General features: G+C 41.8%; 18 protein-coding genes. 4 read left to right on the forward strand and 14 right to left on the reverse strand.

What is annotated here, in order from left to right; all coding sequences use genetic code 11:
* Nucleotides 1-117: 117 nt before the first annotated feature.
* Nucleotides 118-321 (forward strand): hypothetical protein, encoded by a 204-nt coding sequence (locus QUE86_RS05980; protein ID WP_054563535.1) that lies wholly within the window; start codon nt 118-120, stop codon nt 319-321.
* Nucleotides 322-350: 29 nt separating this feature from the next.
* On the opposite strand, the gene QUE86_RS05985 is transcribed toward QUE86_RS05980, so the two are convergent.
* The 10 genes from QUE86_RS05985 to QUE86_RS06030 all read right to left on the reverse strand — a co-directional run bounded on the left by QUE86_RS05985 (nt 351) and on the right by QUE86_RS06030 (nt 11,176).
* Nucleotides 351-1,259, reverse strand: coding sequence for a hypothetical protein (locus QUE86_RS05985; protein WP_286259905.1), 909 nt, complete (start codon nt 1,257-1,259; stop codon nt 351-353).
* A gap of 1 nt (nt 1,260) precedes the next feature.
* Nucleotides 1,261-1,860: a hypothetical protein gene (locus tag QUE86_RS05990; protein WP_130050426.1), complete on the reverse strand. Its 600-nt coding sequence runs from the start codon at nt 1,858-1,860 to the stop codon at nt 1,261-1,263.
* A complete protein-coding gene (locus tag QUE86_RS05995; protein ID WP_130050425.1) occupies nt 1,853-2,395 on the reverse strand; it encodes an RNA polymerase sigma factor in 543 nt (180 codons plus the stop codon). The genes QUE86_RS05990 and QUE86_RS05995 overlap by 8 nt, the downstream gene beginning before the upstream one ends.
* Before the next feature lie 132 nt (nt 2,396-2,527).
* Nucleotides 2,528-3,457 carry a hydrogen peroxide-inducible genes activator gene (locus tag QUE86_RS06000; protein WP_130050424.1) on the reverse strand — a complete coding sequence of 310 codons (930 nt, stop codon included), beginning with the start codon at nt 3,455-3,457 and terminating at the stop codon, nt 2,528-2,530.
* A 76-nt stretch (nt 3,458-3,533) separates the two neighbouring features.
* Entirely contained in the window at nt 3,534-4,802 is a 1,269-nt protein-coding gene (locus QUE86_RS06005; RefSeq protein WP_130050423.1) for an inorganic phosphate transporter, read from the reverse strand.
* Nucleotides 4,803-4,844: 42 nt separating this feature from the next.
* Nucleotides 4,845-5,522: a TIGR00153 family protein gene (locus tag QUE86_RS06010; protein ID WP_130050422.1), complete on the reverse strand. Its 678-nt coding sequence runs from the start codon at nt 5,520-5,522 to the stop codon at nt 4,845-4,847.
* A 151-nt stretch (nt 5,523-5,673) separates the two neighbouring features.
* A complete protein-coding gene (gene phoU, locus QUE86_RS06015; RefSeq protein WP_130050421.1) occupies nt 5,674-6,375 on the reverse strand; it encodes a phosphate signaling complex protein PhoU in 702 nt (233 codons plus the stop codon).
* Between the two features lie 47 nt (nt 6,376-6,422).
* Nucleotides 6,423-7,250, reverse strand: a complete 828-nt coding sequence (pstB, locus tag QUE86_RS06020; protein WP_130050420.1) for a phosphate ABC transporter ATP-binding protein PstB — start codon at nt 7,248-7,250, stop codon at nt 6,423-6,425.
* A 26-nt stretch (nt 7,251-7,276) separates the two neighbouring features.
* A complete protein-coding gene (pstA, locus tag QUE86_RS06025) occupies nt 7,277-8,926 on the reverse strand; it encodes a phosphate ABC transporter permease PstA (RefSeq protein ID WP_130050419.1) in 1,650 nt (549 codons plus the stop codon).
* A 15-nt stretch (nt 8,927-8,941) separates the two neighbouring features.
* Nucleotides 8,942-11,176 carry an ABC transporter permease subunit gene (locus tag QUE86_RS06030; RefSeq protein WP_130050418.1) on the reverse strand — a complete coding sequence of 745 codons (2,235 nt, stop codon included), beginning with the start codon at nt 11,174-11,176 and terminating at the stop codon, nt 8,942-8,944.
* 348 nt (nt 11,177-11,524) lie between these two features.
* On the opposite strand from QUE86_RS06030, the gene QUE86_RS06035 reads away from it, so the two are divergent.
* From QUE86_RS06035 to ppx, 3 genes are all read left to right on the forward strand, one after another.
* Nucleotides 11,525-12,031 carry a glycine cleavage system transcriptional repressor gene (locus QUE86_RS06035; RefSeq protein WP_130050417.1) on the forward strand — a complete coding sequence of 169 codons (507 nt, stop codon included), beginning with the start codon at nt 11,525-11,527 and terminating at the stop codon, nt 12,029-12,031.
* A gap of 405 nt (nt 12,032-12,436) precedes the next feature.
* Nucleotides 12,437-14,518: a polyphosphate kinase 1 gene (gene ppk1, locus QUE86_RS06040; protein WP_130050415.1), complete on the forward strand. Its 2,082-nt coding sequence runs from the start codon at nt 12,437-12,439 to the stop codon at nt 14,516-14,518.
* Entirely contained in the window at nt 14,511-15,998 is a 1,488-nt protein-coding gene (gene ppx, locus QUE86_RS06045; protein WP_167658397.1) for an exopolyphosphatase, read from the forward strand. The genes ppk1 and ppx overlap by 8 nt, the downstream gene beginning before the upstream one ends.
* Before the next feature lie 276 nt (nt 15,999-16,274).
* On the opposite strand, the gene QUE86_RS06050 is transcribed toward ppx, so the two are convergent.
* From QUE86_RS06050 to QUE86_RS06065, 4 genes are all read right to left on the reverse strand, one after another.
* Nucleotides 16,275-16,730 carry a hypothetical protein gene (locus QUE86_RS06050; RefSeq protein ID WP_054563522.1) on the reverse strand — a complete coding sequence of 152 codons (456 nt, stop codon included), beginning with the start codon at nt 16,728-16,730 and terminating at the stop codon, nt 16,275-16,277.
* A gap of 142 nt (nt 16,731-16,872) precedes the next feature.
* Nucleotides 16,873-19,977 carry an efflux RND transporter permease subunit gene (locus QUE86_RS06055; RefSeq protein ID WP_286259918.1) on the reverse strand — a complete coding sequence of 1,035 codons (3,105 nt, stop codon included), beginning with the start codon at nt 19,975-19,977 and terminating at the stop codon, nt 16,873-16,875.
* Nucleotides 19,974-21,431, reverse strand: a complete 1,458-nt coding sequence (locus tag QUE86_RS06060; protein ID WP_286259920.1) for an efflux RND transporter periplasmic adaptor subunit — start codon at nt 21,429-21,431, stop codon at nt 19,974-19,976. Before QUE86_RS06060 ends, QUE86_RS06055 begins: the two co-directional genes overlap by 4 nt.
* Nucleotides 21,424-22,746 carry a TolC family protein gene (locus tag QUE86_RS06065; protein ID WP_286259922.1) on the reverse strand — a complete coding sequence of 441 codons (1,323 nt, stop codon included), beginning with the start codon at nt 22,744-22,746 and terminating at the stop codon, nt 21,424-21,426. Before QUE86_RS06065 ends, QUE86_RS06060 begins: the two co-directional genes overlap by 8 nt.
* Nucleotides 22,747-22,795: the final 49 nt, after the last annotated feature.

Genomic DNA, 22,795 nt, shown 5'->3' on the forward strand with positions numbered 1-22,795 from the left:
GTCATGCATTTATGGTGATTATCCAAAAAAAACATGACATTGCATATTATATTAAACATACATAATATAACTTAACATCGTTAAGTCCATGTATTGACGGTATAAAGGAGAAAAGTGATGACACAACTAATCGTTTTGTTACTGATTGTGAATCTAGGGATAGCGTATCAATGTTACCGTAATGCGACCTTTAAGGGGTATCCGGTAAAAACATTTACAGGGCTAGGGTTAGTACCTTACTTTAATTTAGTCGTGTGGGTTTACTTGTTGTTTTTACCCGACTTAAAACCATTTTCAATGAATGAAAAGCAGCCACTTTAGGCTGCTTTTTTAGTTGGGAGTGTGAAAGCTTAAAAGCTATAACTTGATGCTTTATCAAGTAATTGTGCGGCTTTTATATCACCGACCACACACTTTTTAATATCTGATTTTTTAAACACTTTTACTTGCTCACTTTTACCTTCGCTAACACCACGAATGATAAAACTGACATGCTCATCATTAGGTAGACTTCTTAAGCCGCTACCATAATCACATAAGGTCAGTGATAAACTTTTATCTACTTGCTGAGCTAAGGCGGCCAATTGCTGTTTTTGTTCTTTAACACGCGCTTGCTTCTTCTCAGCTAACTCTTTGCGCATTTCTTGCTGTTTTAATGACAACTTTTGCTGCTGTTTTTCAAGCTCTTTGATAGATGCTTGCAAAGCCTGTTTACGCTTTTCGAGCTCTTGCTCTTTCGCATCTTTATCGTGACGGCGGTCAAATTCAAGGTCGCGCTTTTCACGTTCAAGATCGCGGATTTCACGGCTAACATCGCGCTCTTGTTCAGCTACTTCACGAACTCGTTCAGCGCTTTCTCGCATTACTTCCATGGCTTGTTGATAGGCCTCTTGGGTTTTCACTACGACAGCATCGCTAATCACTTGCACATGTTCGCCCAGCACTTCTATTTCAGCCAGCTCTTCAAAATCGATATCTGGCAGTGGTGGAAGGGGAGCATCAGGCACAGTAGCAAATACTGAAGACCAACGTGAGCTACCTCGCACATCAAAGCTAAACACCACGCCTTGGTGCTGCAAATAACTTGAAGACACGTTTCTTACCTTGTTATCGGTATCTTGTTTTAATGCGGCTGTTAGGATTTTTTCCATTATGCCTACTTCTCGCTGAATTTGCTCTAATTCATCACTTGCTTGTGCTGATAAGCTTACTGCTGTGCAAAGCAATAAGGCAGCCGTGGTTGATTTGTATTTTGACATCTTAATACTCCAAGTTATTGGCAACGGTTGGCAATGGGCTACCATCCACTTGCTCTGCTAAATCATTTAATTGCATACGTAAGTACGCTTGGTCTTGGGCTCGCTGCGTTTTAATATATGCAAGCACACTGGCAATATCTTCCTGACGCTCTACTCGCCCCGTCTTAATAGCTTCTTTTGCTAACTGATACATTTGTTGCTGCTGCACTTCATTTTGCGCAGTGATAATATTTTGCAATTGATCTATTTGCTTTTGTTGTGACTCTAATAAATTGGTTTGTTTGGCCACTTGCTCGAGTAATTGCTGATTTCCTTGCTGTGGATTACTAACAAAAAGCCACGCGCAAAATGCAATTGATGCAGCCACTGCCCACATCCCTGAACCAAAAAACAGATTCGATTTTTGTACTTTTGGCATACTGGACTCTCGATCCCAGTTTGGTACTGACACCGTTTCATAATTCTGACTTTGCTGTTGCCATTGCATTGCATTACTCATCATTAATGCATATTCAGCATTGGCCTGTAGCAACGCAATTTGCTCATCGGTAAGACTTTCGCCTTCTAACCATGCGCTAAACAATGAATCTAAATTAGCCATCTACGGCCTCCAAATGCACTTTTAACTTACCAAGTGCACTGTATAGTCTCGATTTAGCTGTATTGGTTGAAATACCTAATTGCTCAGCTATCTCTTCAAACGTACAGTGCTGAAAAAATTTTAACTCCACCACCAAGCGTTGCTCCCAGGGTAAATTATTCATCATTTCTTTGAGCTCATAATGCTGCTCGGATTGCAGTCGATTGGTTTCTAACTCACTCTGCTCACAACTTTCTTCTGGTACAGAATCCAAGCTCTGATGCAGCTTACGGCGGCGATAATATTCAACACTGCGCCTGTGCACAATTTGATAGAGCCAAGTGTTAAAACTCGATTCCCCGCGAAAACTTGGCAAGCTTTTATATACAGAAATAAACACTTCTTGCATCAAATCCATTGCATCATCAGGGTGGCTTAGCATCCTTAAACAATAGTTATACACCTGTGTTTCGTGCTGCTTGACTAATTTCAACCACGCCCGTTTATTACCTTGCTGCGCTTTAGCAATTAATGTTTCAAGTGATTGAAAAAACACACTAGCCTCGTCATCTGATCTGCCTTTTATGGTTTTGTTATTATGTTAGTCGAGGGAAGGAAAAAAATAGTTTATTTAAATAATAAAAAACCCCAAATTTTTTATTTGGGGTTTTATTTAGAGGTAGAGGCTTTATTCGTTGTCACACTGACCGTCTAAGCTACATTGCTTGTTAAGAAATAGCTCTAACTGTTGGCTAAACAGCCTAAAGTCTCTGATCCGGCCTGTGGTTTTACGCCACACGATACCTATTTCTCGGTAAGCATCGCCTTGAGATGGCGTTGCGACCATATCTTTCTTATCTAAAATGCCGGCATTTATGGCCATTTGAGGTAGGAAAGTAACACCCAGTTGGTGTTCAACCATACTTAATAAAGTATGTAAGCTTGCCGCTTCAAATGGATTAATACAGCTTGAGCGATTTAAATGACAGGCACTTAGCGCGTGCCCAGTCATACAATGCTCACGTTCAAGTAAAAACACGCTAGCATCAGGTAACAGATTAAAATCTTCTACACCATCCGCTGGAGTGTAATCTTTATGATGCACTAGACTGAAGTGATCTTTGGCAAGTACTTGGGTATGAAACTTTTCAGTATCAAATGGCAAGGCCAGTAAAGCCATATCAATTTGTCCGTGCTCTAGCTTATCGAGTAGCTTGTCGCTGGTATCTTCAACCAAGACTAACTCTAACTCAGTAAAGGTTTGTTTGCAGAAATGATATAAGGGCGCAGCAATAAAGCTGGCAATCGTTGGGATCACACCAAGAGTAAGTGTCCCGCTTAAAGGCGTTAAAAAGCTCTTTGTAAGCTCTTTTAGACTAAGAGTGTCGTCAATAATTTTACGGGCTTTCTCTACAACTTCCTCACCAATAGCTGTAAACATTAAACTGCGGTTTTCGCGCTCTATGAGCTGGCAACCTAAAGTTTCTTCTAGATTTTGAATTGCACTACTTAATGTAGATTGACCAATAAAACAGGCGCTGGCTGCGCGGCCAAAGTGTTGATGTTGATGGACTGCTAGTAAATACTGTAGTTGTTTTATACTTGGTAAGTTATTCATACTCTACCTGAAAATAAAAAGACCCCAATACCTAAGGCATTGAGATCTTTTCAAGCTAAAAGTCTTTTAGTACTTTTTATACCCCGAAGGCAGTTCTCAGTACGTAGAAAATAACAATAGCAAGGGCTGCGCCAACTGGCAATGTAATTACCCAAGAAACTACAATGTTTCTTACAACACCCATGTTAAGTGCCGCAATACCACGTGCCATACCTACACCTAGTACCGCACCCACCAGTGTTTGCGTAGTAGAAATAGGTAAACCAGTACCTGAAGCGATAACAACTGTAGAAGCCGCAGCAAGTTCTGCAGCAAAACCACGGCTTGGTGTTAAGTGCGTGATACCTTCACCGATTGTTTTAATTACTTTCTTACCTAAGATAGCAAGACCAGCAACAATACCTAAACCACCTAGTGGTAAAATCCACCATGCGATAGCCGCTTTCTTAGCGATTTCACCGTTGTGCTCAACAATGTTTACAACAGCAGCTAGTGGACCAATCGCGTTAGCAACATCGTTTGAACCGTGTGCGAAAGCCATACAACATGCTGTTAGTACCATAAGTACTGCGAACACTTTCTCAACGTTGTTAAATTGCATTGCTTTGTCAGCTTTAGGATCGATTTTCAGACGCGCAATAGCAATCTTACCAATAACAGCTACGACAACTGCAATCGCGATAGAAAGCGCGTAACCTTCAACAGCACCTAAATCAATACCAATGTGCTTCAAGCCTTTCTTAATTGTTACCAGTGACATGATAAAGCCTGCTAGACCCATATACACAGGTACGAAACGCTTAGCATTTTTAAGTGGTGCATCAGTGTCAAAAATTAGCTTTTGCGCACTCATAAAGATCAGGTATGCAATAAAACCAGAAATAGCAGGGGTAACAATCCAGCTACCAACAATACCCATTACCTTGTTCCATTGGATTGCTTCGCTACCGACAGCAACCAAAGCGAAACCAATGATGGCACCAATGATTGAGTGAGTCGTAGATACAGGCCAGCCTAAGAAAGAGGCAATCAATAACCAGCTACCTGCAGCGAATAGTGCGGCAATCATACCAAGGATCATAAGTTCCGGTATGTCCATAAATGGCGTCGCATCAATAATTCCTTTTCGGATTGTAGATGTAACCTCACCACCAGCAAGGTATGCGCCAGCGAATTCAAACACCATCGCGATGATGATTGCTTGTTTAATTGTAAGTGCTTTTGAGCCAACTGATGTACCCATCGCATTGGCAACATCATTTGCACCAATACCATAAGCCATGAAGAAACCAACTGCGGCGGCAGTTAAAACCAGTATCGTGCCGTAATTTGCAATGATATCCATTGTGTGAACCTTTAATTTTTTCGTTTTTGAACTGATTTGAAATTAACGAGCTAACATCAGCTCAAGACGAGAACCTACGCGCTCAGCAATATCTGCAAGCTCGCCTACCCATTCAATGATCTTGTATAAGAACATTACGTCGACAGGATTAAGTTCATTTTCGATGGCGCGCAATTGACGGCGAATTTTGATTTGCATGTCATCCGTGTCTTGTTCAATAGCGTCCAATTCAACGAGCATTTTCTCAACTAAAGTAACTTCGCGACCTTTGAAGCCAGTTTCTAGCAGCTCATCTAGCTCATTGATTGCTTTTGATGCTTGTTTAGTCGCATCAACACAACGCGTTAAATAAACAAGGAAATCTTCTTGTATTTCAGTGGGAATAGTCATCTCACGACCAACTACACGACCTGCAATGTCTTTTGCTTTGTTAGCAATTTTGTCTTGTTGGGTAACAAGCTCAAGCAAATCGGTACGCTCAACGGGCATGAATAAACCACGTGGTAGTTGAAGGCGGATGTTACGTTTCATTTCATCAGCTTCACGCTCTAAATTGCGAATGTTTAGGCGGATTTCTTCCGCTTCTTGCCACTCTGCTTTAAAAACGTGATTAAAGAAAGGTATCAATGCTTTACTTGCTTGATGTGCTTTCTTAATGTGATCTTCCATAGGCTTAATAGGTGATTTAGCAAAAACCCCTAAAAATGCATTTGTAGGCATAACTGACCCTTTATAAATTAGTATGCTTTGGCAGCTGCGAATTTTACAGCATTGTGTTCGATTGTGAACGCTTTTTCTGCCTTACATCACCAATAAAACACAAAGCGGCCCAAGGGCCGCTCGATTTAATAATGAAAAGGAGCGGCTTAATTTACAGCGACTTTTCTATATCTTCTTGAGATGTATGACGAATATCTTTACCGTTTACAAAATAGATGATGTATTCAGCTATATTTTGGCAACGATCGCCAATTCGCTCTAATGAACGAACTGACCACACTAAATCCATAATTTTCGGAATTGAGCGTGGATCTTCCATCATGTATGTCATGATCTGACGTGTAATTGCTTCATATTCACGGTCAACTTTGGCATCTTCTTTGTGTACTTCAAACGCACACTGCACATCCATACGTGCAAATGCATCAAGAACATCGTGAAGCATTTTCGATACTTGGCGACCCATGTTTTCAATGTTCACCAGTAGGTCTTGCTGATCTTTTGTGAATGAGTCCAGCGCTACTTTAGCAATGCGCTCAGCTTCATCACCAATACGCTCTAAATCAGCAATTGTTTTAGCAATTGCAATCACAAGGCGTAGGTCACTTGCTGCTGGCTGACGACGAGCAATGATGCGCGTGCACTCTTCGTCGATGTTCACTTCCATTGCATTCACTTTATAGTCGTTTTCACGTACTTTTTGTGCAAGTTCTGCATCACCATTGCTAACAGCATCTAGTGCACTGTTTAGTTGTTGCTCAACTAACCCTCCCATGTTCAATACATGGTTTCGCACATTTTCAAGCTCTTCATTAAAACGGCCCGAAATGTGTTTATTGATATTATGTTCCATTGTCTACCTCTATAAATTTCGTCTACGAGACCAAGTGACTTTATTGACTAACCGTAACGGCCTGTAATGTAGTCTTCTGTTTTCTTCTTGCTTGGTGTTGTAAATAACGTATTGGTATCTGAATACTCAATCAACTCACCCATGTACATAAACGCAGTTTGGTCAGATACACGAGCGGCTTGTTGCATGTTGTGAGTAACGATTACCACGGTAAACTTGTTCTTTAAGTCGTTAATTAGCTCTTCGATAACTAAAGTAGAAATTGGATCTAGTGCCGATGTAGGCTCATCCAGAAGTAGTACTTCAGGCTCGATAGCAATTGAGCGAGCAATAACAAGACGCTGTTGCTGACCACCAGATAGACCAAATGCGCTATCGTGTAAGCGGTCTTTCACTTCATCCCATAACGCTGCGCCACGTAAAGATTGTTCAACCACTTCGTCTAGTTTACGCTTTTCTTTAATACCTTGTAAGCGTAGGCCATAAACGACATTTTCGTAGATCGATTTTGGAAATGGATTAGGACGTTGGAATACCATCCCGACATTTCTTCGTAGTGCAGCAACATCTACATTCTTATCATAGATATTGTGACCATGTAGTAAGATCTCACCATCGATACGACAGCTATCAACTAGGTCATTCATACGGTTGATACAACGTAAAAGTGTTGATTTACCACAACCCGATGGACCGATAAATGCCGTTACCTGACCCTTCGGGATGTTCATATTTACGCTGCTAAGTGCCTGTTTATCACCGTAGTATAGATCTAAGTTTTTAATTTCTAACGCAGTTTGTTCTGCAGTTAGGTTATCTAAATCTAGCTTTGCCGCGCTTTTCGCTTGGTTTACTTGTGGTGCAACTGTAATCATCTCTGTCTACCTATAAAAATTCTGTATTAATGCTCAAGAGCTCTAAACTTTTCGCGTAAGTGGTTACGAATACCAATCGCGGTGATATTCAGGGCGATAATTACTGATACCAGTAAGAATGCCGTGGCATATACCAGCGGGCGTGCCGCTTCTACGTTAGGGCTTTGGAAACCAACATCATAAATGTGGAAACCTAAGTGCATAAATTTTCTATCTAAATGTATGTATGGGAAGTTACCGTCAAGTGGCAGTGTTGGCGCCATCTTAACAACACCAACAAGCATTAGTGGTGCTACTTCACCGGCTGCACGTGCAACCGCTAAGATTAAACCGGTCATAATCGCTGGGCTTGCCATCGGAATGATGATACGCCATAGCGTTTCTGCTTTTGTTGCGCCAAGTGCAAGTGAACCATGGCGCACTGTACTAGGAATACGTGATAAACCTTCTTCAGTCGAAACAATTACAACGGGTAGCGTTAGAATTGCTAGTGTTAATGCTGACCAAATAACACCTGGCGTACCAAATACAGGGCTTGGCGACGACTCAGGGTAGAACAATTGGTCAATACTGCCGCCTAGCATGTATACAAAGAAACCTAGGCCAAATACACCGTATACAATTGAAGGTACACCGGCAAGGTTGATTACCGCGATACGGATCATCTTAGTAATGGCGTTTTTTGCTGCGTATTCATGTAAGTAAATCGCTGCGACTACACCAAATGGCGTCACAATCACTGCCATTAGTAAGACCATAAACACAGTACCGAAAATCGCAGGGAATACACCCCCTTCAGTGTTGGCTTCACGAGGGTCATCCGAAACAAATTTACCAAGTTGTACAAAGTAATGACCAAGCTTAGCAAAGAAGCCCATGTCATTAGGGAACCACACATCAAGAACTTGATAAAGTGGCAAAGTAACCACTTCACCACGCATGTCTTTAACCGTTACTTGGTCACGCTTAGCTGCTTTGCGAAGTGCGAATAACTGTTTTTCTAATACAGTGTACTCAGCGCGTAGCTCAGCACGCGCTTGTGCAAGCTCTGCAACACGCTCATCTGTTAGTTCGTTATCAAGCTGGTATGCTTTTTCTTTTAAACGTAAACGCTCAAGCTCATAGTTGATATGGCCAATTTCACCATTTTGTAAATCTAAGGCTTGGTCATTCAGGTCAACTGCGCGGTCAACAAGATCATAAAGCTCTTCGATTTTGTTATCTGTGATAACTTCACCGTCTTTAATAACCTGTTCAACATAACCGTAAAAGTTACCGTTTTTGCTACGCTCGAATACAGCAAGCTCAGCTGGCGTAGTACGTGATGTAATATCTGTCTCTAGTACCCAACGGAAATCTAGATCTACATACTCTCGGTTACCTGTTTTAATGAGTAAGCGCTCTAGTTGCTCTTTGTCGTAATCAGATAAATCAACGCCCGTCGCCTCAATACGTGATTTTGCAACTAGTTCTCGGTCATAAACTTCACCGATCACTGTTTGCTTTGCTACTGAACCTTGCAGCTCAAGTTGCACTACTTCTGATGGCCAGAAAAAGCTTAAACCTTTCCAAGCAATCATGGCTAGTAAGCCAAGAACCGAGATTAAACTGATGCTTACCGCACCGCCGGTCATCCAAATCCAAGGAGAACCAGACTTAAACCACTGCTTTACCATGTCGTGTTTCTCCACCTACATTGAACTGTATTTTTCGCGCAGTTGCTGACGAACAAACTCAGCCACTGTGTTGAAAACGAATGTGAATATGAATAATACAAATGCTGCTAAGAATAGGATGCGATAATGCGAGCTGCCTACCTCAGATTCTGGCATCTCTACCGCGATATTCGCAGCAAGTGTTCTCATACCCTGGAAGATACTCCAGTCCATAATAGGTGTATTACCTGTTGCCATTAGAACAATCATTGTTTCGCCTACAGCGCGGCCTAGACCCATCATCACTGCTGAGAAAATACCTGGGCTTGCTGTTAGTAGTACTACGCGAACCAATGTTTGCCATTGCGTTGCACCTAGTGCTAATGAACCGTTTGATAAGTGCTTTGGAACACTGAATACCGCATCTTCAGCAATTGAGAAAATAGTTGGGATTACAGCAAAGCCCATTGCAATACCAACAACTAACGAGTTACGTTGGTCGAATGTCATACCTAATTCATTGGTTAAGTACTGACGCACATTACCGTCAAACATCCATAACTCAATTGAGTTACTCATCGCAAACGATAGCCAACCAATAAAGATAACAACTGGAATCAGTAATATTGAGTGAGAACCTTCAGGAACACGGTGACGGATAGACGCCGGTAATTTGTTCCAGCCAAATGCGGTTAATAAGATACCAATTGGCAGCAACACTAATAATCCGACAATCGCTGGTAAATGTTCTTCAATTAATGGTGCTAACCAAAGACCTGCTAAGAAGCCTAGAATTACCGTTGGTAATGCTTCCATGATTTCTACAGTCGGTTTAACTACTTTACGTAGTTCACTCGACATAAAGTACGCCGTGTAAATTGCCGCTGAAAGTGCAATGGGTACCGCAAATAACATCGCGTACATTGCAGCTTTAATCGTACCGAATGAAATTGGCACTAATGAGAACTTAGATTCAAAGTCATCACTTGCCGACGTTGACTGCCAGATATAACCCGGCTCTGGATAACCTTCGTACCATACTTCTTGCCATAGTGCAGACCAAGTTACTTCTGGATGCTCATTATGAATTTCAATTACTTTCAACGCGTCATCTGCAAGAATCAATGCCGCGTTAGAACGTGGTGCAATTGCAAAGTTTTGAATTGGACCTTCACTTACTTTACCTTGCCACAGTTTGGCATCGCTAGTTGTGTAATAAATACCTAGCTCACCGTTAGCACCTGTTGTGAAGAAAGTACGTCGGTAGAATTCTGTAAAAATGTTTAGTTTAGATTGCTTGCTGGTTTCAAATGCACGAATCTTTTGGAACTCACGGCCATCTTCAGTGTTTACTTCAAACCACTGAGATACTTCACCATTATCGTTGGCAAGCATCAGTGAGTTTGCACCAGCTAATAGTTGAGTTGAAACTAGGTTCGCGTTTTCTTCGTTCGCAGCAAGCAGTTGGATTTGCTCAACCTCTGAAGGGTAACGCGTATCGTATACGTAAATTTGATTTGCTGATCGCACGAATGTACGTGTTGTATCAGGTGAGATTAATAGCTCATCAACACGACCTTCAATATCAAGCTCAGTTCGTTCAACAACCCACTCAACTTCGCCAGTGAACATGTTTTCTTCACCTACAAAGCTGCTAAACAAAACGCGCCTATCAGCCGTTAAAGCAACAACCGCTGTTTTATCTTCATAGTGGCTAAATGCAAATTTAGTGATTGCCGCACCTTGGTCATCGACCTCTAGCGCCAAATCACCCAGCGGGTAATCTAAACGTGGTGTTAATTGACGTTGGTTGTTAGGGAATGTCACTAAGAATTTTGGTGCAACCACAACAACAGAACCATTTTCAAGGCCATATGCGTATTGACCTTGGAACGGTGCAGAGCTTGCAAAGCTGCTTACATCGCTAGGTAATTCTGTATTAAGAGTGGTGATCTTTTTACCAAACTGCTCTTTTTCAACACTGTAAAAGTCAACATTACCTTTTTCACCAAGTAAAAAGGCAACTTCTGTTTGCTCTTCAATGCCAAGACCAACAACTTCTGACGCATTTTGTAGTTTTACACTGTTACGTGTCTCTACTTTTGCTGACTCAAAAATAGGTTGAACAACATAAAGAAGGTAAAAGAATATGAGTAGTAGTGCTACTAGCACCATTACGCCACCTGCGGAAATACCCCACTTGGCAAACCTGTCTTTAAATAGACGGCTTCTATCCGTATGAAAGGTAGGTTTATTCGGATTGGAAGTCATCAAAACACCCTTAAAACTTAACGTTGCGCGCATTATATTTCACCAAGATGACAGTAATGTTACAAACGTCATAATTCAGTGTAATAAAGCATGTATTTAAGGAACGTATTTTAACGTTAACAAATGACCAAATTGCGACATTGTTCTGCGTATTTATAACGACCAAATTCACAAGCTAACAAATTGTTATAACTAATTTTTTATAACTATATGGAAAAAATTGGACAAACAATAAAACTACATCAATACTCAATAAGACTTATTTTTTCGACAATAAGAATCATTTTTAAACCAACGCCTCCTTCCTTTTTTCGCATTTTTCAGAGGCATTTTTATAGAGATATAAGTATGAAGCAGTTAGTAATTACTATTTTAGGACCAGATAAACCCGGCCTGGTTGAAGACCTCTCAGCTACGATTTTAAACCACCATGGTAATTGGTTAAGCAGTAACTTGAGCCATCTTGCAGGCCACTTTGCAGGAATTATTGAAGCCGCAGTCCCCGAAGAACATCTGCAAGAGCTGCAAGATGCACTACATAGCCTGCCGTATTTAGAAATTAGAATTGAACGCGGTGCCGAAATACTACCTGAAGAAAAGTCTGAACAGATTAATTTTGTTATCACAGGAAATGACAGACCAGGCATTGTGCAAGAGTTAGCCAGCGTTATTCGCCATAAAGGTGCGAATATCACTCATCTAAATTCAAAACAACAAAGTGCACCTAACTGGGGGGTACCTATTTTTAGTGCTGTTGCCACCGTTGCTTTACCAATAGGCATGAACAAAGACGAAGTAATCACTGCACTTGAGTCTATTACCACAGACCTAATTGTTGATATTGAGGACGCATAACAAACAAGTCTATAGGGACATCCGAGCTTAAACTAAGCTTTAAAATTAATGACATACATGTCACAAAACCGACATGTTGAATACTCAAACTACCTCTAGATACAGAATTCAGCGTTTCTCTGGGGTTTAATATCAAGGCGTTACTTTGCAGGAATGGCATTCCCTTTTAAAAAGTAACAACGCAGAGAGTAAGCCCCAGAGAATCGCCCTATGGGTTGGTTTTAAAAGCGATTTATTCTGCGTTATTGAATTTAACAAGGGAGCAACCATTCTTTGCATTCAATGCCTTGCCTAAATCGCTTTTAATTCCAACTGAAACGGTATCTAGAGGCAGCTTGAGTATTTTAATACAACCGTCATCTGCATCCTCTATATTCTAACTAGTTATAAACGTTGGAAAACCAGATGAACGCATCACATTCTTCTTCTCAAGCTGTAAACTACTTTGCTAAAGAGCTTAGTTGGCTGTCTTTTAATGAACGCGTGCTGCAAGAAGCCAAAGATAAATCGAACCCGATTATTGAGCGCATGCGCTTTTTAGGTATTTACTCAAACAACATGGATGAGTTTTTCAGAGTACGTGTAGCCGATGTAAAGCGTCGAATTTTACTTAATAAAATTCCTGATGCGAACTTTGAAGAAGACGAAATACTACTTCATCAGATCCAAAGTAAAGTGCTACTGCTTGGTAAAAAGTTTAATCAAATTCATAAAGATATTTTGAATGATTTAAACGAGCACAATATTCACGTAGAGCTACCAGAGAAACTATCTGAATTTCATTTAACCTGGCTGAAAAAGTTTTTCCACGACAATGTGCTACAACATATACTGCCAATTTTACTCACTGAAAAGAAAGACTATTCAGATCAAATAAACGACACCATGACCTATTTGTTTGTCGAAATGACCAATCAAAAAAGTCATTATGCCATGATGGAGGTGCCAACTGACCGCGTATCTCGCTTTGTTATTTTGCCACCAGAGAAAACACGCCGTCATAAAACTATTGTGATGCTTGATGACATCATCGCCTACTTTATTCGCGATGTGTTTAGCAGCTTCTTTAGCTTTGATGATATTCAATGTTATGCCATTAAACTAACTCGTGATGCCGAGTACAATTTAGATGACGAGCTTGAAGAAGGCTTGCTCGATAAAATGTCGAAAGGACTAAAGCAACGTATTTATGCTGAACCTGTGCGTCTTGTTTATGACGAAAGTATGCCAGCTGAAATGCTTAAAGTGATGAAAAAACGCCTTAATATTAGTCAACATGATGCGCTGATCCCCGGTGGTCGTTACCGTAACTTCCGCGATTTTATTGCGTTTCCGAATGTTGGCCGCCAGTACTTAGAAAACAAACCACTACCAGCGTTACAAAGCACGGCCTTTAATAATCACTCGAGTGTGTTTGATGCCATCTCAGAGCAAGATATTTTGCTGTATTACCCATATCACACTTTTAACCATTTACTTGAGTTTGTACGCCAAGCAGCCTTTGATCCGGATGTGACACAAATTAAGGTCAATATTTACCGTGTAGCCAGTCAGTCTCGTCTAGTTTCTACGCTCATTAATGCCGCCAAAAATGGCAAACATGTAACTGTCATGGTCGAGCTTAAAGCGCGCTTTGATGAACAAAATAATATCGAATGGGCAAAAACACTCAGTAATGCTGGTGTTAAAGTGATCTTTGGTATCCCAGCACTTAAAGTACACAGCAAGTTATGTGTCATTCACCGTAAAGAAAAAAACAACATAGTGAAGTACGCACACATTGGCACAGGTAACTTTCACGAAAAAACAGCCAAAATATACACTGACTTTAGCTTATTCACTAAGCATGAAAGTATTAGCGAAGAATGCGATAGCGTTTTTAAATTCATTGAAAGTAGTTATAAGCCATTTCAGTTTGATCATTTGATGATCTCGCCAGTCAATGCAAGGCAAACTATCATCTCACTGATAGATGCAGAAATTAGCAATGTAGAGCACGGTAAGGCTGGGCGAATTACTTTAAAAATAAACAACCTTGTCGATAAAGAGCTGGTTGATCACCTTTATTTTGCCGCAAGACGTGGCGTAAAAATTCGTATTATAGTGCGTGGTATGTGTTCGTTAGTACCCTCTGTCGCAAATGATAACATTCGTATCATTAGTATCGTTGACCGCTTTTTAGAGCATCCGCGGGTTATGGTGTTTCATAATAATGGTGATGAAAAAGTATATATTTCATCAGCTGACTGGATGACCCGTAACCTAGATCATCGTGTTGAAGTGGCCACTCCAATTTATGATAAAAAATTAAAACAGCTTATCATTGATATTCTTGAACTACAGTTTAAAGATAGAACAAAAGCACGCATAATCGATAGTGAGCAAAAAAATAGCTATGTGCGCCGTGGTAATCGTAAGAAAATTCGCTCACAAATTGCCATTTATGACCACCTTAAAAAATGGGAAAGTAACTATAATAATGAATGATTATCCCTCAATAGCTGCCGTTGATTTAGGCTCAAACAGTTTTCATTTAGTGGTGGCAAGAGAGGTCGATGGCTCTTTGCAGATCTTACACAAAGAAAAGCAGCGCGTTTACTTAGCTGACGGTTTGGATGATAAAAATCACTTAAGCCAAGAAGCTATTGAACGTGCTCTAGCCATCCTTAAACAATTTGCGACCACCTTACAGGACTTTCCCATCGAGAATGTCAAAGTTGCCGCGACGTACACATTACGCCGCGCTAAAAATATTCATTCGTTCTTAACCCAAGCAAGTAGGGTATTTAACTACCCGATTGAAGTGATCTCAGGGCAAGAAGAGGCGCGCTTAATTTATCAAGGTGTCGCCCATTACATTCATCATGATGAAAATCGCTTAGTTATTGATATTGGTGGTGGCAGTACTGAGCTCATAATTGGCAAACATTTTAAACACAAGCTACTAGCTAGTCGAAACATGGGATGTGTCAGCTATACCAAGCAGTTTTTCGCTGATGGGCAAATTACAGCTAAGCGCTTTGATAAAGCAGAGGTTCGCGCAGAACAAGAACTCGAAGTGATCTTTGCCAACTACTTATCGGCTGGCTGGCAATCTGTAGTAGGGACATCTGGCACAATTAAATCAATCCTTGCCATGATTAACGCCAATGATGCCGAGCAACAGTTAATCACGCTTGAGAGATTACTAGAATTAAAAACCCAGTTTATTGCTGCTAAACAAATTCAGGCGCTACAAATTGAAGGTCTCACAGCTGAGCGACAAGTCAGTATTTGTGGTGGTTTAGCGATATTGATTGCAGTATTTAAGCTATTTAAAATAGAAGCAATGCAATACAGCGACTTTTCTCTTCGTGAAGGTTTACTTCATGAAATGCAGCAAAAGCTCGCCCATAAAGATATTCGCACTAATACCATAGAGAACCTGTCTGAACGTAACGCCATAGATAAAGAGCATGCTAACCGCGTATCTAAAACTGCAAAATGGCTGTTTGAACAAGTAAAAGGTGCATGGCAATTTACTGATCCGGACTATATCAACTTACTGGATTGGGCCGCGCAGCTGCATGAAATTGGCTTAGGGGTAAATTCATCAGGAATACATAAGCATAGTGCGTACATCGTTGCGAATAGCCAATTACCAGGGTTTACGCAGCAACAGCAAACCTTGCTCAGTTGCATGATCCGCTTTTATCGGAAAAAGATCCGTTTAGAAGAGTTTCCGGCACTGCATACAATGCAGCATTATGAAATATTACAACTTATTGTGATTTTGCGCTTAGCGGTACTGTTGAATCAAAAGCGTATTACCGATCAAGGTTTTAAGCTTGAGATAACAGCCAAGCAAAATAGTATGTTCCTAAAGTTTCACAATAAGTGGCTCAAAGAACATACCTTGCTTTTAGCTGACTTACAGCAAGAGCAAAAATACCTTAAGAAGGTCGGCTTCTTACTCGATTTTCATTAAGCGGATTAATATATACCCAAACCACCTCAAGATGTAAGTTTCAGTTGGAATTAAAAGCGATTTAGGCAAGGCATTGATTGCAAGTAATAGTGGTTCTATTGTTAAGATCGATAACGCAGTATAAATCGCTTTTAAACCAACCCGTTGGGCGCTTCACAGGTACTTACTCTCATCGTTGTTACTTCTTAAAAGGGACTGCCATTCTTGCAAAGTAACGCCTTGATATTAAGCACCTGTGAAACGCTGAATTCTGCATCTTGAGGTGGTTTGGGTATACTACATATCCATATGGCGGTTTGAGCTTTGCATCATTTGCTTAAGGCCTTGATGCTCAAGCTCTAGCAATCGCTCAAGCTTTTCTTTGCTTTGCTCTGTATCAGCGCGCGATACCAAGTACTCGTATAAGTCGATTACTTTTTGGTGTTGCGTGGTTAAGTAAACCTGAATCGCCTTTTCATCAATTTGCTGATCTGTGCTGATATCGTTGAAGGTAATTAGCTCAGGGTTTTCAGCAAAATACTCATAGCAATACGTATCTAGCGTGTTTATCTCAGTAATTGCTTTAAAGCCAACGAGATCTTCTGCTAGTTTCTTCTCATATTGCAGATAATAATCCACCAGCATTTGATTATGCTCGTCCAGTAAATCTTTAACGCTGTGGAAATTGGCTGCCATTTGAGTATGAAATAACACGGTCCAATCATAAACTTGTTGTATTGTTTTAACTTGCATGTGTATTCCTTATCAAAATCAATTTAATATGACTTTGCATAAATCACACCATTAGAAAAAACATTAATTATCAGCGCCTTAAAAATAAAAAGTGTAACTTGAAGCAAGTAAAAGCGTACAAGTTACACACTGACTGTAAAATTTATAGGTGGCGTTTACGCCATATAAAATAAAGTGCAGGTAACACGAGTAGCGTTAAAACAATGGCACTGAGCATCCCGCCAACCATCGGCGCTGCAATTCGGCTCATCACCTCGCTTCCCGTTCCAGTACCATACAGCACAGGTAATAAACCTATGATAATAGTGGCAACTGTCATCATCACAGGCCTAACCCGAAGGCCTGCACCATTGATAATTGCTTGGCGCAGCTCTGTAACCGTAAACTGTGCTGATTGCGCTTTGGCATCTTGATACGCTTGATTGAGATAAACCAGCATGATCACGCCGATTTCTACGGCAACCCCTGCTAGGGCAATAAAGCCAACCCCAACAGCGACCGAGAAATTAAAGCCTTCAAGGTACATCAACCAAATACCGCCTATCATCGCAAGTGGTAAGGTCAGCATGATCATTGCCACCTCAATAAAACTTCTAAAATTGAGATATAACAGCACCACAATAATTGCCAAAGTTAGTGGCAATACGTAACTGAGTTTGGCTTTTGCGCGCTCCATATATTCATATTGCCCCGCCCATGTAATTGAGTAACCAGCAGGTAGCTCGAGTTGCTCATGCAGTGCTTGTTGCGCATGCTCAACATAACTGCCGATATCACTGCCTTCAATATCAATTAAGCTCCAGCCATTGATACGTGCATTTTCACTTTTAATACCCGGCGGACCATCTTCAATAAAAACATGAGCAACGTCAGCCAATGCAATACGTTGTCCATTTGGCGTCACAATGGGTAACAACTTAAGCTCTTCTGGCGAGTCACGATAATCTTGCGGGTAACGCAAGTTAACAGGGTAACGCTCTTGCCCTTCAACCGTTTCGGTCACATTCATACCACCGATAGCGGTGGCAACGACCTGTTGCACATCAGCAATGTTCAAACCGTACCGTGCTGCTTTTTCACGGTTGATATCGACTTTGATGTAGCGACCACCGGCAACGCGCTCTGAGTAAACCGAAGCTGTGCCCGGTAAATCTTTTAAGATGACTTCAATTTGCTCACCGATTTTTTGAATTTCACTCAGCTTTGGCCCTGCAACTTTGATCCCCACAGGCGTTTTAATACCAGTGGCAAGCATGTCGATTCGCGTTTTGATTGGCATAACCCACGCATTGGTGAGCCCTGGGAACTTAACCAGATTATCGAGCTCTTTTTTAAGTTTCTCGGTTGTCATACCCTCGCGCCACTGTGACTTTGGCTTTAACTGAATAAAGGTTTCGATCATGGTTAGCGGCGCTGGATCTGTCGCAGTATCTGCACGACCAACTTTACCAAATACCGACTCAACCTCTGGCACACTGGCAATTAATTTGTCGGTCTGTTGTAAAATTTCACGGGCCTTACCAATTGAAATACCAGGATAAGTAGTTGGCATATACATCAAGTCCCCCTCATCAAGAGGAGGAATAAACTCACTTCCAATTTTATTAACCGGGTAAAAGCCGATAACTGCCAAAACTAAAGCCAATACCAGTGTTGTTTTCGGCGCTTTTAACACCGCATTTAACAAGGGTTTATACGCTGCCACCAATAAGCGGTTTACAGGGTTTTTCTGCTCCGAAATAACCTTACCGCGAATAAAGTAGCCCATTAATACCGGCACCAGTGTAATCGCTAGACCAGCCGAGGCCGCCATTGCATAGGTTTTTGTGTAAGCCAGCGGCGAGAACATACGCCCTTCTTGTGCTTCTAAAATAAACACTGGCATAAAACTGACTGTGATAATTAATAAACTAAAGAATAACGCGGGCCCCACTTCTGCGGCTGAGTCCATCACTACTTGCCAGCGGTTTTCGTCGGTCAGTGGAGTTTTCTCCATATGTTTATGCATATTTTCTATCATCACGATAGCGCCATCTGTCATTGCACCAATCGCAATCGCTATCCCGCCAAGCGACATGATGTTGGCATTTATACCTTGCCAATACATAACCACAAAAGCCGTTAAAATCCCCATTGGCAGCGTGATAATGGCAACTATCGATGAACGTATATGGAATAAAAACACCACACACACTAAGGCCACGACAATTAATTCTTCAATTAACTTTGAACTTAAGTTATCAAGTGCTTGTGTAATAAGGTTTGAACGGTCGTACACAGGGATGATTTCAACGCCCTCTGGCAGGCCTTTTTTGAGCGACTCTAGCTTTTCCTTTACTAATTTGATGGTCGCTTCAGCGTTTTCTCCAAAGCGCATCACCACCACACCACCTGTCACTTCGCCCTCGCCGTTAAGTTCGGCAATCCCACGGCGCATTTGCGGCCCAAGTTTAATATCGGCCACATCGCGTAATTGCAGTGGTGTACCATTGGCATTGGTACCAAGTGGGATGGCTTCTAAATCGGCAACACCTTTAATATAACCTGTGCTTGATACCATGTATTCGGCTTCAGCCATTTCGACCACTGAGGCACCGCGCTCTTGGTTACCTTGTTTAATCGCTGTTTGAATTAAACTCAGTGGAATACCATATGCTCGTAATTTGTCGGGGTCGACATTAACCTGATACTGCTTAACCATACCACCAACAGAAGCCACTTCTGATACACCTGGCACAGTTTGCAGTTCAAACTTTAAAAACCAATCTTGCAGACTTCGTAGCTGGCTAGTATCGTGTTTGCCAGTTTTATCCACCAGCGCATAAAGGTAAATCCAACCCACACCTGTTGCGTCTGGGCCAAGTTCTGGCCTAGCTGAATCGGGTAAGCGAGCACTTACTTGACTCAAATACTCTTGTACTCGACTACGAGCCCAATAAAGGTCGGTATCTTCGTTAAAAATAACGTACACGTAAGAGTCACCAAAGAACGAAAAACCCCTGACCGTTTCAGCCCCCGGCACCGACAACATTGCCGTAGTGATCGGAAACGTCACTTGGTCTTGCACTACCTGCGGCGCTTGTCCTGGGTAAGAGGTTTTTACAATAACCTGTATATCAGATAAGTCAGGTAAGGCATCAACTGGGGTATTCTTTAAAGAAAAAACCCCAAAACCTGCCAACATTAAAGACAGCAGTAATACAAAGAAGCGATTCCCGACTGACCAACGGATCACGGCTGCTATCATTGCATTTCTCCTTGCATAGGATGGCTCATGGTCATGATGTCAAAAATCATAAACTCACCGTCCACTAACTTAAAAGTAAAATGCACTTCATCATCGCTTTGCAAACTAGACATATCAATGCGCGGCGAAAAGTGAAATTCCATGGTTGCGGCCTCTCGGCCCCACTTGGGGATGGCTTCACGACTGATTACAGCAGTTCTGGCTTCACGGTCAATGCTGTTGATCACGCCATTCACCATTGCGCTGTCACTATCTGGTTCTTGCATACGCATAAAGTCAGAGCTTTTGCTTGATTCTGAGTCGATTAAGAACTGCGCTGAAATAACCACCTTATCGTCTTTCAGTAAGCCTGATAAAATCTCGACGTCATGATTATCACTGCGGCCTAACGTCACAGCGACTGACTTAAAGCGGCCTTCGCCTAAATCAATCACGACACGGTCTTGGCTACCAGTGCGGATCACCGCTTCTTTTGCGATGACTAATTGCGGCTCAGTCGGCTTAGTAATAATACTCACTTCAGCAAACATATTCGGTTTTAGTAGGCCATCTTGGTTAGCAAAGCGAAGGCGTACACGAAGAGTACGGTTTTTCTCATCAAGGGTTGGATAGATGTAATCGACCTTCCCTTGCCAACGTTTACCCGGTAAATAATCTAAGCTCATGGTAACTGGCAAGCCTTTATGAATAAGGCCAGCTTGACGCTCAAAAACTTCTGCCTCAACCCACACTTCTTCTAGGTGAGCGATACTCATCATGGTGGTGCCCGGTTTCACATAAAAACCTTCGCGGATATTTAGCTCATCCAATACGCCACTTTGTTTGGCATAAAAGGTTATGTTTTGCCTAACCTTTTGGCTTTGCTCTAATCGCGCAATAAAATCGTCAGAAACATTTAATGAGGCTAAGCGCGCTTTAGCCGCACGAATAAGTACCGCATTGTTACGTTTAAGGGCAAGCAGTAGCTCTTCCTGTGCATTCACTAACTGTGGAGAATACAAGGTATAAAGAGGCTCGCCTTGCTTAACTTGGTCACCCGCAGCCTTTACATATAAAGTTTCGATCCAGCCTTCGACACGAGGATGAATATGCACTAATTGGTCTTGGTCATATTGCACATAGCCAACCGTATCAACTGTGCTTTGTAATGATTTAAAACGCACTGGCGCTGTTCTTACCCCTAAGTTATTCACTACGGCTGGTGAGATTCTCACAGTACCTGGGCTGTCTTCAGCGCTGCTTTGTTCCTCATAAACAGGCACCAATTCCATACCCATCGGCGATAAACCTGGCTCATCACGACGGTAGTTGCTATCCATAGGTGCCACCCAATATAGCGGCTTTTTTTCAGCGCTAGGCATAGTTGCATGATCTTGCTCAGCAAGTTTGTTTACAGCCGTTGCCAATGCAGCACCTACCGCCAAAGCGACAACTAATTTGACTGTGTTATTCATAGGTAACTCCTTGGCTTTGTGCCGCATTTATTTGGCTATCTTTTGCCGCCGCGTAATAGTTAAGGCGAGCGAGGGTTATTTGTTTATCTACTTCGATATTTAACGCATCAATTTTCGCATTAAGTTCGCTGATGCGTGCACGCATCACTTCTGAAAAGTCACCAGCATCGTTAGTGTAAGCATTTAATGTCGCCTCAGCTTGCTCTGCCATTTGCGGTAATAGCTGTTGCTGATACAGCGCTTTGCGCTGGGCTAGCCGGCTTAACTGGCTTAACTCTTTAAAATACTGACCTTGTAGTTTTTGTAGGGTAATAAGTTTGTTAGTTTTTACCGCCTCTGCACTAGCTATCGCAGCATTAACTTGTTGGTCCTGACGGTTATCTGTAAAGAGAGGTAAATCAACACTAACCCCTATTGAGAGTAAGTCAGCGCGCGAGTCCCCCATAGGCGTGTCTTCACGATAGCCATAGCCTAGGTTCATTCCAAATTGAGGCTTATACGCTTCTTCTGCCACTTGCACTTGTGTATTCTTAGCACGCAAAGCATGCTCAATAGCAATAATTGCGGGATGAGCCATCAACACTTCTATCACCCCTGATGGAGCAAGCTCTTGATAAGGCATTAATGCGGCCACCTTTATATTTTCATCGCTTACAGCACCGTTTAACATGTCAATCGGTAGCCATTGAGCTAGTCGCTTTTTGGCACTATCAAACTGCTGCTCTAACATCACTAGCTTATCTTCAAGACGAGTGAGCTCTAGTTGAGCGCGAATAATATCCTGCTGGCGAGTCGCACCAAGTGTATTGGCGTAACTTGCCTCAGTAATATCAATTAATTGATTGAATAAAGCTTTATCTTGGTTGATTAATTGAATGCTTTTTTGCGCGCGATAGGCATTTAGCCAGGCTTCGCTAACAATGGCTTTAACCTGGGCTTGACGATCTGCTCTAAGCCAAGGATATTGCTCAGCTGATTGCCTTAATGCCTGCTGCTGCAAGGCAAGGCTATCACCTCGACTAAACTGCTGCGACAAGCCCACTTTAAATTGCGTCATACCTTCTTGATCAAAGGCAAAGCCATCGGTTGGTAAATTCATTAGTCCGACAGTTAATACTGGGTCTGGTAAAGTGCCTGCAGCAATACTTTGCGCTTCTATCGCCTGCTGCTGGTATTTATTCGCCTGCAACCAAGGCTCGTGAGTCAGTGCATAATCAATCACCTGATTGAGTGCCAACGGCTCTGCTTTCACTAAACTTGAGGTTATCAATACTACGCCTAGAGAAAGCGCCTTAATCAATTTTCTGTGAGTCATCACATGCTCCAAAAATCTTAAAAATGGTTAAAAAACAATAGATTTTGGG

The sequence above is a fragment of the Pseudoalteromonas apostichopi genome, from assembly GCF_030297135.1.
Lineage (GTDB): Bacteria > Pseudomonadota > Gammaproteobacteria > Enterobacterales > Alteromonadaceae > Pseudoalteromonas > Pseudoalteromonas apostichopi.

Bases quoted from the DNA above. Each gene is read 5' to 3' on its own strand.
- QUE86_RS05980 (WP_054563535.1), top strand. From the start codon at position 118: ATGACACAACTAATCGTTTTGTTACTGATTGTGAATCTAGGGATAGCG.
- QUE86_RS05985 (WP_286259905.1), bottom strand. From the start codon at position 1,259: ATGTCAAAATACAAATCAACCACGGCTGCCTTATTGCTTTGCACAGCA.
- QUE86_RS05990 (WP_130050426.1), bottom strand. From the start codon at position 1,860: ATGGCTAATTTAGATTCATTGTTTAGCGCATGGTTAGAAGGCGAAAGT.
- QUE86_RS06000 (WP_130050424.1), bottom strand. From the start codon at position 3,457: ATGAATAACTTACCAAGTATAAAACAACTACAGTATTTACTAGCAGTC.
- QUE86_RS06005 (WP_130050423.1), bottom strand. From the start codon at position 4,802: ATGGATATCATTGCAAATTACGGCACGATACTGGTTTTAACTGCCGCC.
- QUE86_RS06010 (WP_130050422.1), bottom strand. From the start codon at position 5,522: ATGCCTACAAATGCATTTTTAGGGGTTTTTGCTAAATCACCTATTAAG.
- phoU (WP_130050421.1), bottom strand. From the start codon at position 6,375: ATGGAACATAATATCAATAAACACATTTCGGGCCGTTTTAATGAAGAG.
- pstB (WP_130050420.1), bottom strand. From the start codon at position 7,250: ATGATTACAGTTGCACCACAAGTAAACCAAGCGAAAAGCGCGGCAAAG.
- pstA (WP_130050419.1), bottom strand. From the start codon at position 8,926: ATGGTAAAGCAGTGGTTTAAGTCTGGTTCTCCTTGGATTTGGATGACC.
- QUE86_RS06030 (WP_130050418.1), bottom strand. From the start codon at position 11,176: ATGACTTCCAATCCGAATAAACCTACCTTTCATACGGATAGAAGCCGT.
- QUE86_RS06035 (WP_130050417.1), top strand. From the start codon at position 11,525: ATGAAGCAGTTAGTAATTACTATTTTAGGACCAGATAAACCCGGCCTG.
- ppk1 (WP_130050415.1), top strand. From the start codon at position 12,437: ATGAACGCATCACATTCTTCTTCTCAAGCTGTAAACTACTTTGCTAAA.
- ppx (WP_167658397.1), top strand. From the start codon at position 14,511: ATGAATGATTATCCCTCAATAGCTGCCGTTGATTTAGGCTCAAACAGT.
- QUE86_RS06050 (WP_054563522.1), bottom strand. From the start codon at position 16,730: ATGCAAGTTAAAACAATACAACAAGTTTATGATTGGACCGTGTTATTT.
- QUE86_RS06055 (WP_286259918.1), bottom strand. From the start codon at position 19,977: ATGATAGCAGCCGTGATCCGTTGGTCAGTCGGGAATCGCTTCTTTGTA.
- QUE86_RS06060 (WP_286259920.1), bottom strand. From the start codon at position 21,431: ATGAATAACACAGTCAAATTAGTTGTCGCTTTGGCGGTAGGTGCTGCA.
- QUE86_RS06065 (WP_286259922.1), bottom strand. From the start codon at position 22,746: ATGACTCACAGAAAATTGATTAAGGCGCTTTCTCTAGGCGTAGTATTG.